At 47.7% G+C, this 15,265-nt stretch carries 13 protein-coding genes and 1 pseudogene; 10 read left to right on the top strand and 4 right to left on the bottom strand.

The annotated features are described in order from the left end of the window. From KDK16_RS08010 to KDK16_RS07985, 6 genes and pseudogenes are all read left to right on the top strand, one after another. Nucleotides 1-303 (top strand): annotated as a pseudogene (locus KDK16_RS08010) (4-hydroxyphenylpyruvate dioxygenase); the annotation flags it as partial. 124 nt (nt 304-427) lie between these two features. Next, a complete protein-coding gene (phhA, locus tag KDK16_RS08005; RefSeq protein WP_257275507.1) occupies nt 428-1,219 on the top strand; it encodes a phenylalanine 4-monooxygenase in 792 nt (263 codons plus the stop codon). Between the two features lie 244 nt (nt 1,220-1,463). Continuing rightward, nucleotides 1,464-2,312 carry an alpha/beta fold hydrolase gene (locus tag KDK16_RS08000; RefSeq protein WP_257275505.1) on the top strand — a complete coding sequence of 283 codons (849 nt, stop codon included), beginning with the start codon at nt 1,464-1,466 and terminating at the stop codon, nt 2,310-2,312. A gap of 86 nt (nt 2,313-2,398) precedes the next feature. Beyond that, nucleotides 2,399-3,247 carry a DUF4892 domain-containing protein gene (locus KDK16_RS07995; protein ID WP_257275504.1) on the top strand — a complete coding sequence of 283 codons (849 nt, stop codon included), beginning with the start codon at nt 2,399-2,401 and terminating at the stop codon, nt 3,245-3,247. 349 nt (nt 3,248-3,596) lie between these two features. After that, nucleotides 3,597-4,538: a sulfotransferase family protein gene (locus KDK16_RS07990; protein ID WP_257275503.1), complete on the top strand. Its 942-nt coding sequence runs from the start codon at nt 3,597-3,599 to the stop codon at nt 4,536-4,538. Between the two features lie 171 nt (nt 4,539-4,709). After that, nucleotides 4,710-5,114 carry a PPC domain-containing DNA-binding protein gene (locus KDK16_RS07985; RefSeq protein WP_257275496.1) on the top strand — a complete coding sequence of 135 codons (405 nt, stop codon included), beginning with the start codon at nt 4,710-4,712 and terminating at the stop codon, nt 5,112-5,114. Here the strand turns inward: KDK16_RS07985 and KDK16_RS07980 are convergent. From KDK16_RS07980 to ubiG, 4 genes are all read right to left on the bottom strand, one after another. Continuing rightward, nucleotides 5,086-6,726, bottom strand: a complete 1,641-nt coding sequence (locus KDK16_RS07980) for an HAD family acid phosphatase (RefSeq protein WP_257275494.1) — start codon at nt 6,724-6,726, stop codon at nt 5,086-5,088. The genes KDK16_RS07985 and KDK16_RS07980 overlap by 29 nt on opposite strands. A 146-nt stretch (nt 6,727-6,872) precedes the next feature. Further along, nucleotides 6,873-7,646 (bottom strand): YciK family oxidoreductase, encoded by a 774-nt coding sequence (locus tag KDK16_RS07975; RefSeq protein WP_257275493.1) that lies wholly within the window; start codon nt 7,644-7,646, stop codon nt 6,873-6,875. Then, complete coding sequence (locus KDK16_RS07970) at nt 7,639-8,358, bottom strand: HAD family hydrolase (RefSeq protein ID WP_257275492.1); 720 nt, start codon at nt 8,356-8,358, stop codon at nt 7,639-7,641. The genes KDK16_RS07975 and KDK16_RS07970 overlap by 8 nt, the downstream gene beginning before the upstream one ends. 8 nt (nt 8,359-8,366) lie before the next feature. Further along, a complete protein-coding gene (gene ubiG / locus KDK16_RS07965; RefSeq protein WP_368736453.1) occupies nt 8,367-9,074 on the bottom strand; it encodes a bifunctional 2-polyprenyl-6-hydroxyphenol methylase/3-demethylubiquinol 3-O-methyltransferase UbiG in 708 nt (235 codons plus the stop codon). A 450-nt stretch (nt 9,075-9,524) separates the two neighbouring features. Here ubiG and gyrA point away from each other — a divergent pair, with 450 nt between their 5' ends. The 4 genes from gyrA to KDK16_RS07945 form a co-directional block, all read left to right on the top strand. Next, complete coding sequence (gene gyrA, locus KDK16_RS07960; RefSeq protein ID WP_257275489.1) at nt 9,525-12,137, top strand: DNA gyrase subunit A; 2,613 nt, start codon at nt 9,525-9,527, stop codon at nt 12,135-12,137. Nucleotides 12,138-12,233: 96 nt separating this feature from the next. After that, a complete protein-coding gene (gene serC / locus KDK16_RS07955) occupies nt 12,234-13,352 on the top strand; it encodes a 3-phosphoserine/phosphohydroxythreonine transaminase (protein WP_257275488.1) in 1,119 nt (372 codons plus the stop codon). 99 nt (nt 13,353-13,451) lie between these two features. Then, the gene (pheA, locus tag KDK16_RS07950; protein ID WP_257275486.1) at nt 13,452-14,537 is read left to right on the top strand and encodes a prephenate dehydratase; all 1,086 of its coding nucleotides are present in this window, start codon (nt 13,452-13,454) and stop codon (nt 14,535-14,537) included. Nucleotides 14,538-14,620: 83 nt separating this feature from the next. Beyond that, nucleotides 14,621-15,265: histidinol-phosphate transaminase (locus KDK16_RS07945; protein ID WP_257275484.1), on the top strand; the 645-nt coding region annotated here is incomplete at its 3' end.

Here is a 15,265-nt window from a genome sequence, read left to right as displayed (position 1 = left end):
GGTTTGGGGGTTAAATTCTTAACACCTCCACCTGACACCTACTACGAAATGCTGGGTGAGCGTCTGCCTTGGCACGGGGAAGTGGTTGAAGACTTGAGAACCAGGGCCATTCTGATGGATGGCGCTCCCACTTCAGACGGAGGTTTGCTGCTGCAAATTTTTACCGAAACTGTCATCGGACCAATCTTCTTTGAGATCATCCAGCGTAAGGGCGACGAAGGCTTCGGAGAGGGTAACTTTAAAGCTTTGTTTGAAAGTATGGAGCGGGATCAGATTCGTCGAGGTGTGTTACAGGAAAAATGATTTTCCTGGTGTCTCTCCAGCCGGGCTGTCTATTTTCGGACAGCCAGGAGCTTGAAATGCAGACTACTAAAAGCTGTGAAAGTGACTAAGGAGCCAGCATCTTCACGGTAAAAGGAGTTTCATATTGAATAAGCCTAATCACTATGTGGCCCGAAAGCCTGACGAGCAAGGTTTTATTGAGTATCCGGCGGGCGAGCATGAAACCTGGCGCATACTCTATGAACGTCAGATAGGGGCGGTCGAAAACAGAGCCTGCCCTGAGTTTATCAGGGGGCTGGAAATTCTCGGCCTTTCTGCTGATGAAATCCCTCAGTTGAATGACATCACTGAAAAACTACGTGAATCCACAGGGTGGTCTGCGGCCAGAGTGCCTGCACTGATCTCTTTTGATCGTTTTTTTGAATTACTCGCCAACCGCCAGTTTCCGGTAGCCACTTTTATTCGCTCACGTGAAGAGCTGGATTATCTTGAGGAGCCGGATATCTTCCATGAAGTTTTCGGACACTGCCCTCTGTTGACGAATCCTGATTTTGCTCAATTCACTGAGACCTATGGTCAATTGGGACTGAAGGCCAGCAAAGAAGAAAGAGTTTATCTTGCGAGGCTGTATTGGATGACTGTAGAGTTTGGTCTGGTGATGACAAATAAAGGGCTGCGAATTTACGGAGGAGGTATTCTATCCAGCTTCAGGGAAACGATGTATGCCATGCAAAGCAGTGACCCAGAGCGTCTATCCTTTGATCTGATGACAGCTCTGAGAACCCCCTATCGGATTGATATTCTTCAGCCGGTTTACTTTATTATCCAGTCACTTTCAGAGTTACACAGCCTGACAGAAATAGATTTGATGGCAAAAGTACATGAAGCTATGAAACTGGGGTTATTAGAGTCAAAGTTCGCACCCAAAAGCGCCTGAACATACCCCGACTTGCACAGGGGAGCAGTTGCTTTACCATTAAGATCCTGATAATTTTTCGGCATTCCTGCGGGGCTGCTTTCAGATAGATTCTGTCATTAACCACTGGTCTGAACCGCTTGCAAGAATGAATACAACCGCTGGAAACCATTATGATGAGTCCGACAGGCTCCTTGCCATGATCTATGGCGAAAACAATAATAAACTGTCGCGCAGAAGATCGAGAGGCTAACAAGAGAGAGCTATGGAGCCTATAGACATAGAAATCAGTATCGGGCGGATGAACTTCTCCGGTCAGGAGTGGGGCGACCCGGACGGAAAGCCTTTGATTGCTCTGCATGGCTGGCTGGATAACGCCGCCAGTTTTGCTCCTCTGGCGCCCTTTCTTAAAAATGTGCGTCTGCTTGCCATTGATCAGGCCGGTCATGGACGTTCTTCTCATAGACCGGATGAAGTCGACTATTCCATCTGGCACTACGTCGAAGATCTGGTGGGAATCGTTGATAGCCTTGAATTGGACTCATTCAGTTTAATCGGGCATTCAATGGGAGCCATTGTTTCGGTGATGGCTTCAGCCATTTTGGGTGATCGGGTTAAGAAAGCGATTTTGCTCGATGGACTTTTTCCCATGCCCAGAAAACCGGAAGATACTCCCAATGCACTGGCGGCGTACATTCAGGAAAGAAAATCCTTTCGAAAAGGTAAGCCGGTGAATCGTTATCGCTCTTTGGAGCATGCTATTCGAGTACGTTGTCTGGGACAATTTCCAGTAACGCGCGATTCTTCGGCTTTGCTGGTGGAGCGAGCGTTATTTCAGGACGGTGATGCCTGGACCTGGCGAACGGATCCACGTCTGAAATTGCCTTCACCCACACGTTTTACAGAAGAACAGGCACTGGCCTTTGCAGAGCAGATGAGCTGTGATGCACACATGCTCTACGCAAAGGAAGGTTACGTTGACGCTCTGATTGAACCATACCGTGAACGTCTGAAAAATATCCAGTTTTATCCGATGTCAGGCTCCCATCACTTCCATATGGATGGGGAGACCGGTTCTGTGGCCACCTTAGTGAATACTGTGATGAGTTATTGATTGTGTTCGGCTGGTCAGGTGTTTGATCAGTTGATTTTCTCTCATGAAAAAGCTGTATTTCATTGATCGGGAGTGAAATGGAATCTATGACTATTTTTTATTCTTTGCTGTGGCAAACATCTTCTTTAATGTTGGCCGGACTCTTCATTTTACCTGTCATGGTCTCTGCTGATGAAATAGCCCCGTTTCCTAATGCCACTCTCAATCTTGAATTCAAACAACAAGTGACCAGCTACCCCGTCATCAGCAGTGCCATGAAGAAAGTGAATGGGGTCGTGACGGCTGACTCAGATCAATGGCTGGATGGCTCTCTGGATCGAAAGCTATATCTTCTGCCCAGTGGCAGAAGCAGCGACGAAGCCTATCGATTTTTTACAGAGCAGTTTGAAAAACTGGGGGTCGCACCTGTTTTCAGCTGCGAGCGTTTCAGCTGTGGAGCCAGCAACTTCTGGGCTAATAATGTCTTCGATATAGCCCGTTTGTACGGCCTTGATAAGACTCAGGCCTATTTTCTGGGTGAAAAGAAGATCAATGGCAAGACTGTTTATTACCTGGTCTATACCGTTCGAAGAGGTGACAAAAGAGAGTATGCTCTGGTCGATATCTTCACAGCCGGTAAGACAAAAGTAGTGAGGAGTAATCAGGTTGTCTTGACCTCCTTACCCACCAGTTCATTTACTTTAGCCCGCTCAGAGGCCTACAAGTTTCTGCTAAAAGCTTTTGAAAACCAGACCAAGCCCCTATTGATCACGGTCGAGTCAGCATCAGCTGAGAGAGTCTCTGAGGTGGACAGTCTCAGCAGGCAGTTGCAACAATTCAAAAGCCTCCTCCAATCCAGACTGAGGGAAGATGCTATTGGCTCCAGTCGTTTCCGGATTCAATGGTTTGTTGGAGATCAGGAAGAAGGGCTCATGTATTGGCAGTTGCTCCAGTAGATTGATATTTCTCAGGACCTGCATAACCTGAAGTGTGTATATAGGTGCGTTAATTGAGACAGCTGGCACTGAAACACGGGCAGTTGGCAATCCGTTCTTTCTACATAGCAATTACTCGGACGACCAGATTATTTTCATTCTCAGGCAAGTCTAAATAGGGACGTCTGTTCCTGAATTATGCCGCGAACGCGGGTTGAAGACAGCGACCTTCTACAAATGGTGTTCCAAGGATGGTGGTGCTTGAAAAAGATGTACGCAGAGGTGTATTTCAATGCGAAAATCATCCAAGATACCAAGTCAATATATTTTATACTGAACGGGAAATCTATTCCTTGAGTGAGCAGTATTTATGATTATTTCTGGTAAGAAAAATTGTGTATTCATACATAATCCTAAAGTTGCTGGTTGTAGTATTAGAAAGTCTTTGGAAAGTTTTGATGACTTCGACGGTTTTTTCTGGGACCGAGGTTATATAAAAGGGATTGATCATCCTGTAGATAAACCACACATCACCATGAATGATTTGGCAAAAACTGATTATTTCAAATACTTGCTTGATAAAAATAAATTTGTTTTTGGATTTGTAAGGAATCCCTATGAACGAGTTTGTTCTGCTTACTTTGAAGTGAGAAAGCAATTAAGAAATATAAGTGAAGATTTTAATGATTTTATAGTTGAGCTAGATGAAACTAAAATCAGATACGACTATAAATATATACATTTTTGTCCGCAGCATTATTTTTTTTATGATGGGCAGAAATGTTATGTAGATTTTATTGGTCGTTACGAGAGATTAGACAGGGATATGTTATATATCAGTTCAGTTCTAGGTCTCAGTAATAAATTAGAAAAAATTAATGAAAGCACGGAAAAAAAAGAAGATTGTCTTTCATATTATAATGAGGAAGCGATTAGAACTGTTAATAGAATATACGAGAAAGACTTTCTACTGTTTGGTTATGAAATGATTGGGGATTACCTGGTGCAAGATCACGATCTTTCTAACCCTGAATGGTTCGCAGAATTTAATAAGCAAAAGCCAATATCTCAATTGATAGAACGATTGAATTTAAATGAAAGTGTTGCAAGTCAACAGCTTGAGACGATTGAGAGGCTTAATTCAGTCATAAATACGCTAAAAGAACAAAATCAAACTACACAGTTAAAGTACAAGCAAGAGTTATTGGAAGAAAAGTCAAAGGCGGAGTCGAAAGAAGACGAGCTAAGACATATTTATTCTTCACGAGCTTGGAGGTTTATTTCGTTTTTTAGAAAGCTCTATATAAGGTAGTTAATCTATGCCACGATCGTTTATCTGGTCGATAGCCGAGCTTTTCGAGAAATGAGCCCGGTATGGCCCAGACTGTCTTTGCTCTCGTTCAATGACCTGTGCTTGTCTGCTGGTTTGTCTTCTTCTTTTTGTTTGTTAAGCTCTCTCTATCGAAAGCCGGATCTGAGTGTTATGAAAACCCATAGTCAACGTTTGCTTCCTGGCGATGATCCCTATCTCGAACTACAGACCCTCGCAAAGGAATGGCCTGCAGCTTGTCTGTTGTCCTGCGTCGGAAGCCTGAAAGTGTTGTCTCTCAGGTTGGCCGGAGCCGAACAGGAGAAGATTCTGCAGGGCCCCTTCGAAATTCTTTCCCTTTCAGGTACCTGTTGTCCCTCAGGGCTGCATTTGCATATCAGTGTTGCGGATAAAGAAGGGCGTGTTTTGGGTGGTCATTTAAAACAGGGGTCTACCATTGCAACCACAGCCGAAATAGTGGTGGGCATTCTTGACGATACCTGTTTCACCCGTGAAGTAGACAGAGAAACAGGCTATCCTGAATTGGCGGTCAAAAAGGCTTCCCCGGCCAGTTCCTGATCATTTTTCGCCTGACATTAGCTTGTTCTTCACGTGATAAATCACCAATAGGCTTACCGGCATATTCGTTGTAGATAGTAACAAGTCGGTATGTATCTATTGGGTTGGGAATGACCACATACTGACGGCCAAACAGGTCTTTATTTGCTGTCACAGATACTTTCAGGTCAGGATTATAGCCGTTTTCTTCAAGATCGAAGTCGGAGAGCGTGTCACCGATATAAAGTGCGATCTGATGTTTTTTTCTATCGACTTGTCCGTTAGTGATCGCACGACGCTGAAAGATTTTTGTGCAGTTCTTAAGATCAACCTCTGAGCAGTATTCTCCTTTTAGTACGATATGGGTTTCATCTGCATCCGGGTAGCCCAGCTTTTTCAGCTGTTTGACGGTTAGTTCTTCAAAGTCTTTCCTGTTGCCCTGGCGGCCTGACGACATAGGTTGCTCGGAAACATAGAATATATCAAACCCTTTTTCCTTTGCCGCAGTGAGAAACTCCCGTGCACCGGGGATCGGCTTGGCATTTTTCTGTTGTTCAAGGCGCCAGCTGTCTTTATCGTGTTCTGATCCTGATGCAGGCCGGATGAGGTCGGGATTTAGGGGGGTGTATTGCAGAATGGTACCGTTGATGTCTACAACAATAACGGGGTTTTCCATCGTTTTCTGAGTCAGTTTTTCCAGTATTTTGGTGGAGTGATTGAATGCTTGCTGCGTCAGGGCATGATAATCGGCTGATGAGTACATCCAGAGCATTGCATTAATATTGTGCTGGGCGAAGGCAGGATCCCGTATCTGGCTGAAGTGAGAGTGGTTCAGCGCATTCAGGTTGGCAATGTGCTTTTTCTGGGGCGACAATTGGCTGAAGTTTTCAGTCACAGCCGCAGACTCCCAGCTTCCATAAACAAGGTTGGGGAAGCTGATCCAATCTTTGCCGAATCGGCTGCGATTTTGGTGAACCCATTGCTGTCTCTCAGTAAAGTGATGGCCTTCCACTTCTGCAAGATCATCCAGCTGGTCACCCAGAAGCATAAGTATCTGATAGCCCTTGTCTCTGATTTTCTGACGATGGTCTTCTTTGCTCAGTGTTCTATTGTCTGTTTGCTGAAAAAGCAGATATTCAGGGCCTTTGATTGGGAATCCCAATGCTTTCAGTTTGGCCATCGAAATGTCTTTGGCCTCATTGAAACGACCACTGACGTAGAAGATGTCTATGCTTTGCTGGTCAATCTCATTTAAAAAATCCACGGCACCGGGTAAGGCTTCCATCCTTTGTTCTCTCCACCAGGCAATAGTGGCATCAGTGCTTCGTGCACCACCGGTTCCGACCATGCTTGAGAAATATACGGTGCCATCGATTAAAGTGTCGTCAATATCGGTCACTATCGCGGCACGCTTGCCTTCAGGTAACTCATTCAATGCGCTGGCGAGGTTGTCTCTGGCTATGTTGAATGACTGGTGCACGAGTGCTTCATATTCAGGAGAGTGCTGTTGCCAGTTAGAGGCAACGACTTTTTCTTCATTCAACTCTTTCTGAGAATAAACTGCAGAAAGTGCTGCCGAAACAGGTGCGCAGGCTGCCAGCAAGAGCAGAACAGGGGGGTGAATTCTTGGCATGAAATCCTCGCTATGATTGATTTATCGTTGAGTTATCGACGTTAAAACCTAGTCGAGGCTTCCGGGAGGGCATGTTTTTTTTGTAACGGGTTGTATACAGGTAAGGTAAAGAGTGACCCACTGGCTGAGTGGGTCATAAGACAATGTCAGAGTGTTGCAATGTTCTCTGGATCACCTGGAAGCTGGGCATGAAAAGCTTTACCGCTGACCGAATGGCTGTCGTCACCCATCAGATACAGATAGACTGGCATAATATCTTCAGGTGTTGGGCGGCTCATCGGGTCTTCACCGGGGTAGGCAGAGGCTCTCATGGCTGTCCGTGTGCCACCGGGATTAATGGTGTTGACTCTTACCTGGCTGAGGCCGTCTTCTTCATCTGCCATCACCTGCATCAGGCCTTCGGTAGCAAATTTTGAGATGCTATAGGCTCCCCAGTGAGCGCGTCCTTTATGACCAACGCTGGAGGAAGTGAAGGCAATGGAACCGGATTCAGCGTTGCGAAGCAGAGGGAGCAGTTCTCTTGACAGCAGGAAGGGGGCAGTCAAATTAACGTGCATGACTTCATTCCATTTATCCAGTTCAAATTGTGCAATGGTTTTCAGTTCGCCCAGCAGGCCTGCATTGTGCAGGAGCCCATCCAGTCTGCCAAATTCTTTATCCAGAGTTTCCGCCAGGTTCGCATAGTCCTGTTCTGAAGCTCCGGCGAGGTTCATGGGATAAATGGCCGCCTGGGGCCAGCCATTTTCTTCAATCTCGTCATAGACCTCTTCAAGCTTGCTGATGGTTCTGCCCAGCAAGATGACGGTAGCGCCGTGGCGTGCAAAGGTCAGTGCTGCCGTTCGGCCAATACCACTGCCAGCACCAGTGATCAGGATAATTTTGTCCCGGAGGAGGTTGTCGGGTGCAGTATATTTAAACATGTGTTGCTCTCCGTGGTAGCTGCCACTTGTACTTTTCCAGCAGCGGAAGAATCTCTTCTGCGGATGAGACGTTGTAATCAGCGTGCCACTGATCCGGCGTATCTTTGGGACTGATAAAACCATAGAGTGCGGCAATAGTCACCATGTCTGCATTTCTGCCAGCCTCAATGTCGCGCCAATGATCACCCACATAAATGCACTTTGCCGGATTAGCGTCCGTCTGCTGGCAGGCCAGTAGCAGAGCTTCGGGGTTGGGCTTGGTCAGTCTGACATGGTCTGGACAGATCAATGTTTTTGACCGGTGGCTCAGGTTAGCCTGAGCCAGTAAAATTTTTGCGTAAACTGAAGGTTTATTGGTGACGACCCCCCAGGGAATGGCTCTTTCATCCAGAGCATCAAGCAGTGTTGGCAGTCCGCCGTACAGTTTTGCTGCTTTTTCCCTACGATCATTGCTGATGTAGTCATTATATTCATCAAGAAGCCTGTTCCTGAGGCTTTCTACCTTCGGGTCTGATGGCTCCAGACCGTATGCGAGTTGAACCAGCTTTCTCGAGCCTTCCGAAACATAGCTTCGAATGAGCTCGCCATCCATTGCTGGCAGATGATCATCTGCCAGCATTTTGTTGACGGTAAAAATGAAGTCTTCCGAAGTGTCCAGCAGAGTGCCGTCCAGATCAAAAAAAATACCTTCAATGGTGTTCGGTTGACTCATCAAGATTCTCATTGGGCCTCTGGCTTGCTGCCATAAATCAGGTAATTAACGTCAGTGTCCGACTTCTTAAGTGAGTAGACACCGGTAAACGGGTTGAAAATCATACCTGTCATGTCGTTTACTTCCAGATCGCTCTGGCGCATCCAGCCGCAGAGCTCATGAGGTTTAATGAATTTACTGTGTTCATGGGTACCCTTGGGAAGCATTTTAAGAACGTACTCGGCCCCGACGATGGCAAACAACCAGGATTTGGCATTGCGGTTTATCGTAGCAAAGAAGATCTGTCCGCCGGGTTTGAGCAGCTTTTCACAAGCACGAATGACGGACGCTGGTTCAGGAACGTGTTCGAGCATTTCGAGACAGGTAACCACATCGAAGGTGCCGGGTATTTCTTCTGCCAGTTCTTCCACCGGAATCTTGCGGTAGTTGACCTCAACTTCGCTTTCCATACTGTGTAAGCGAGCTACGGAAAGTGGTGCATCGCCCATGTCGATGCCGGTAACATCCGCACCGCGAAGCGCCATTGATTCGCTGAGAATGCCTCCGCCACAGCCAACGTCCAGTACTTTTTTTCCTGCCAGGCTCACTCGCTCATCGATGTAGTTGAGGCGCAGCGGGTTGATCTCGTGCAGGGGCTTGAATTCGCCGTCCATGTCCCACCATCGGCTGGCTAACTCTTCAAATTTGGCAATTTCGGCTGGATCGACGTTTTGCACCGGGCGTGGTTCGTTCTGGTTTGCAGTCATAATGTCCAGATTCTCAAGCGGTTGATTTCCGATAGTAACAGCGCAGTCTGTATTCTTGTCCGCATTATACAGACAGAGTTTTCATAGTTAAGTATTCCTGTCATATAGCTACTAAAGAGACGACTATGTCGTACATTTGTGTCATTTTTTATTCATAAATATTGTTGTCAAGCCATACACTGGCTCGCAGTAAGGCTGCCAGCTGTGGTATTATTTGCTACTTATTATGAAAAAAAGCAGCCATGCCCTTTTTTATCGTTAAATTCATTTCAACGCTTCCTTTCTGCTCAGGCAGGAGCTGAATGATTGCTTTCACATGGCTGCCTGTTGATTGAATTATTCGGATTTTCGGCCTTCCGGGTTGAGAAAGGATGCTGACAGGTATCCGTTGGGCGCAAGCTAAAGGACGACTGGGTTTACATGACTGATATCGCCAAAGAGATTCTTCCGGTAAACATCGAAGACGAACTCAAGCAGTCCTATCTGGACTACGCCATGAGTGTCATCGTTGGGCGGGCACTGCCTGATGTGCGTGACGGACTCAAGCCGGTCCACCGGCGCGTCCTCTTCGCAATGAACGAGCTGGGCAATGACTGGAACAAGCCCTACAAGAAATCAGCTCGTGTGGTGGGTGACGTCATTGGTAAATACCACCCCCATGGTGACTCTGCTGTATATGACACCATTGTTCGTATGGCGCAGCCATTTTCGTTGCGGTACATGTTAGTAGACGGACAGGGGAACTTCGGTTCCGTAGACGGCGACTCTGCAGCGGCCATGCGTTATACCGAGATCCGAATGCAGAAGATCAGTCATGACATCATGGCTGATCTGGATAAGGAAACGGTCGATTACGTACCCAACTACGACGGTACGGAACAGATTCCTGCCGTCATGCCAACCCGCATCCCCAATCTGCTGGTGAATGGTGCTGCCGGTATTGCTGTGGGTATGGCAACCAATATACCACCACATAACCTGACTGAAGTGGTTAGAGGCTGTCTCGCGTTAATTGATGATGAGAGCCTGTCTGTTGATGATCTGATGGAATATATTCCGGGTCCGGACTTTCCAACTGCTGGCATCATTAATGGTCGGGCGGGTATTTTGCAGGCATATCGTACCGGTCGTGGTCGTATCTATATTCAGGCCCGTGCAGATGTCGAGCATGATGAAAAGAAAAATAAAAGTACCATCATTGTTACCGAGCTGCCTTATCAGCTGAATAAGGCACGATTGATTGAAAAGATCGCTGAGCTGGTCAAAGACAAGAAAATTGAAGGTATTTCCGAGCTGCGCGACGAGTCTGATAAAGACGGTATGCGAGTAGTGATTGAGTTGCGCCGTGGTGAAGTTGCGGACGTTGTTCTCAATAACCTCTACGCACAAACCCAGCTCGAAAGTGTATTTGGCATTAACAATGTTGCACTGGTCGATGGTCAGCCAAAACTCCTGAACCTTAAGGAGATGCTGGAAGCTTTTGTTCGTCATCGTCGCGAAGTAGTGACGCGCAGAACCGTTTATGAGCTGCGTAAAGCTCGTGAGCGAGGGCATTTGCTGGAAGGTCTGGCAGTAGCCCTTTCTAATATTGATCCGGTGATTGCCTTAATCAAGGGCTCGCCAACGCCTGCAGAGGCTAAAGAAAAGCTTATGGCACAGGGTTGGCAGCCGGGTCACGTGCTGGCAATGGCAGAACGTGCCGGTGCCGATGCCTGTCGGCCTGACGAATTGCCTGAACAGTTTGGTCTTCGCGATGATGGTCTCTACTATTTATCACCTGCCCAGGCTCAGGCCATCATGGAAATGCGTCTGCACAGGCTGACCGGTCTTGAGCATGACAAGCTGTTGAGTGAATATCGCGAGCTGCTGGAAAAAATTGCCGAGCTACTGCTCATTCTCTCCAGCTCTGAGCGTTTGATGGAAGTCATCCGTGAAGAGATGGAAAAAGTAGTCGAAGAGTATGGCGATGAGCGTCGCACTGAGATCACCAGTTCACGCCGTGATTTGACCGTTGAAGACCTGATTTCTGAAGAAGACATGGTTGTGACCCTGTCTCATGGTGGTTACGCAAAAACCACATCGCTCGACACCTATCAGGCCCAGCGCCGAGGTGGTCGAGGTAAATCCGCCGCTTCGGTAAAAGACGAAGATTATGTTGAACATATGCTGGTGGCCAATACCCATACCCAGATTCTTTGCTTCTCCAGCAGGGGTAAGGTTTATTGGTTGAAGGTCTATCAGATTCCGGAAGCTGGCCGTACTTCACGTGGCCGACCCATCGTGAATATCCTGCCTCTGGAAGAGGATGAGCGCATCACGGCGATGTTGCCTGTTGAAGAGTATACCGAAGGTCACTTTGTCTTTATGGCAACGGCTGCAGGAACGGTTAAGAAGACACCTCTGGAACAGTTCTCTCGCCCAAGAAGCAGTGGTCTGATTGCCCTGGGTCTTGATGAAGGTGATACCCTTGTGGGTGCCGAAATTACGACCGGTGAGAAGCAGGTTATGTTGCTTTCCAATGCGGGCAAAGCGATTCGGTTTGAAGAAACTGATGTGCGCGCCATGGGCAGAACTGCCAGAGGTGTCCGTGGTATTAAACTACAGGATGCTCAAAGAGTGATCTCTCTGATTATTCCCGAAGACGAAACCCAGATTCTAACCGTCAGCCAGAATGGTTTCGGTAAACGAACGGGTGTAGAAGATTTCAGAATCACGGGTCGTGGTGGTCAGGGTGTTATCTCCATGCAGTGTACTGATCGAAACGGCGAACTGATCGGTGCTATCCAGGTACAGGATGGAGAGGAGATTATGCTGATCTCTGATCAGGGCACTCTGGTGAGAACCCGTGTCGATGAAATATCTGTTATGAGTCGTAATACTCAGGGGGTTACCCTGATCAAGGTTCAGGAAGGTGAGAAACTGGTTGGTGTTGCCAGGGTTGAAGAGCCGGAAGAGCCGCAAGATGGGACTGAAATCGAAGTGACAGGGGAAGAAACGCCTCAGACTGAGCCTGATGAAGGGATGGAAGGCTGATTCTGTATCCAATAACTTAACGCCAGCAGCATGCTGGCGTTTTACTTAAAGGGATGCACTTCTGAATCGACGAGTTTGGCTCTACGGGAGGATAGTATGAATAATCTATTGGCAGAAACACTGGCTGGCCCACAAGGGCCTACTTATAACTTTTCGGCGGGCCCGGCTCCATTGCCGAAGTCGGTGCTTGCGCGTGCAAGGGATGAGCTTCTGGACTACAACCGTGAAGGCGCTTCCATTATGGAAGTCAGTCACAGAGGGAAGTCTTTTCTCAAGGTTGCTGAGCTGGCGGAGCAGAATCTCCGTGATCTTTTGAAGATTCCTGAAAACTATAAGGTTCTGTTTTTGCAGGGCGGGGCCCGTGGTCAGTTTGCGGCAGTCCCAATGAACCTGAGGGGGCAGAAAAATAGTGCAGACTATGTCAATAGTGGGTACTGGGCTCAGTCGGCAATCAAAGAAGCCCAGCGTTATTTGAATGTCAATGTTATTGCCGACGGCAAAGGCGCTTCATTCCATACCATGCCGGAAGAGAGTGGCTGGCGTTTCAGTTCCGATGCGGCTTATGTTCATTACACTCCGAACGAAACCATTGGTGGTCTTGAATTTCCATTTATACCGGATTCTGGCGATGTGCCACTGGTAGCGGATATGTCATCCAATATCCTGTCCGGGCCCATTGATATCAGCCGTTTCGGGGTTGTCTATGCCGGTGCCCAGAAAAATATTGGTCCGGCAGGACTGACAGTGGTTATCGTGCGTGACGATCTTCTGGACCGGGGGCATTCCAATTGCCCTGCTGTTTTTGATTATCGGGTACAGGCGGATAAGGATTCCATGTATAACACTCCGCCAACCTTCGCATGGTATCTGGCCGGTCTGGTGTTTGAGTGGCTAAAGGATCAGGGGGGGCTTGAAGTGATCGACCAGATCAATGCCCGTAAATCAGGCAAACTCTATCAGGTGATTGATGAGTCCGGGTTTTATCACAACAAGGTAGATCCCCGCTGGCGTTCAAGAATGAATGTACCCTTTACGCTGAGCGATCCTGAGTTAGATAAGGTTTTTCTGGCCGAGTCTGAAAAAAATGGCTTTCTTTATCTCAAGGGGCACAAGGCAGTAGGCGGTATGCGAGCGAGTATTTATAATGCAGTACCGGAAGAGCATGTCGATGCGTTGATCGCCTTTATGCATGAATTCGAAAGAAAGTTTGGATAAAAAATCCTTGGTCTGTCGCAATTTTAAGTACAAAGCTCGCAGGCTTGGCATCTGCCGATTGCGCGGCTTTCGTCAGAACCGTTAAACGCAGAGAACATTATGACAGATGATAAGTTGAAGGGGTTGCGGACAAAAATTGACAAGCTTGATCAGGATATTCTGAAGCTGATCAGTGAGCGTGCACGCTGCGCTCAGGAAGTCGCCAGAGTCAAGCAAAATGAAGACGCCGTGGCAGTGTTTTATCGTCCGGAACGTGAGGCCCAGGTTTTGCGCCGGGTGATGGAGCGCAATGACGGTCCGCTGGACGATGAAGAAATGGCTCGACTGTTCAGGGAGATTATGTCGGCCTGTCTGGCTCTTGAAGAGCCTGTTCGAGTGGCGTTTCTTGGTCCTGAAGGCACCTTTACCCAGCAGGCTGCCATGAAGCACTTTGGCCATTCTGCGGTTTCTGTCCCTATGGCCGCGATTGATGAAGTGTTCAGGGAGGTGACGGCGGGGGCAGTGCGTTATGGTGTTGTGCCTGTTGAGAATTCAACAGAGGGGGTGGTCAGTCATACCCTGGACAGCTTCATGGATTCTTCTCTTAAAATCTGTGGTGAAGTCGTGCTAAGAATTCATCAGCATCTGCTGGTCTCTGAAAACACCCGCCGTGACCATATTACCCGGATATACTCCCATGCTCAGTCATTGGCACAGTGCCGTAAATGGCTGGATGCCCACTGGCCGATGGCTGAAAGAGTTGCTGTCAGCTCCAATGCAGAAGCGGCTAAGCGTATAAAGGGTGAATGGAACTCTGCGGCCATTGCCGGTGATATGGCGGCTGATATTTATGGTCTGGAAAAGATCTCTGAGAAAATCGAGGATCAGCCGGACAATTCCACCCGCTTCCTGATCATTGGGCATCAGGATGTTCCACCCTGTGGTGAAGACAAAACATCCATCGTCGTCAGTATGAGAAACCAGTCCGGTGCTCTGCATTCGATTCTTGAAGCGTTCGATGTTCATGACGTGGATCTCACCCGGGTAGAAACCCGTCCGTCCCGTACCGGCATCTGGAACTATGTTTTCTTTATTGACTTTGAAGGTCACAAAGACGATCCGGTTATCCAGAAAGTATTGGGAAAGCTTGCTGACAGGGTTAATGATCTTCGGGTTCTGGGCTCCTATCCCAAGGGCGTTCTTTAACAAATCAGTCATGAGCGATTGAAACAATTTTGCGTCCTCTCGTGGGGATGTAAAATTTTTCATGGTAAAAAAACAGGTGAAAAATGGGTTGTGATTTTATACAGCTTGCCGTACCGGGAGTACGTGCACTGAATCCTTATCTTCCCGGTAAACCCGTTGAAGAGCTGGCGCGCGAACAAGGTCTGGATGTCAGCAGTATTGTTAAATTGGCCAGTAATGAAAATCCTCTTGGGGCGGCTCAGTCTTCTCGTGAAGCCATCGCTGTGATGCTGGATGAGCTGGCTCGATACCCTGACAGCAGCCTCTATAATCTGCGTGATGCTCTTTGCAAAAAGCTGGCGGTAGAGCCTGATCAGATTACCTTTGGTAACGGTTCCAATGATGTTCTTGTTCTATTGGCGCAATGCTACCTGAAAGAGGGGTGCTCTGCTGTATTTTCTGAATACGCTTTTGCGGTTTATCCCATAGCGGTCCAGGCGACTGGGGCGGAAAGTATAGTGGTGCCTGCTAAAAACTGGGGTCATGATCTGGAAGCGATGGCCGAAGCGGTTCGTTCTGATACCCGCATCGTTTTTCTGGCTAATCCTAATAACCCGACCGGTACCCGTTTTTCAAAAACAGAGTTGCTTACCTTCCTGGGCAAGGTGTCTGAAGAGGTTGTTGTTGTTCTGGATGAAGCATACTTTGAGTATGTGTTGGATAGTGAGTACCCGAATGGTATTGCGCTG

It is taken from the genome of Endozoicomonas sp. SESOKO4 (assembly GCF_024606275.1).
Note: the sequence above shows the minus strand (reverse complement) of the source record. Positions and strands in the feature narration are given on the sequence as shown.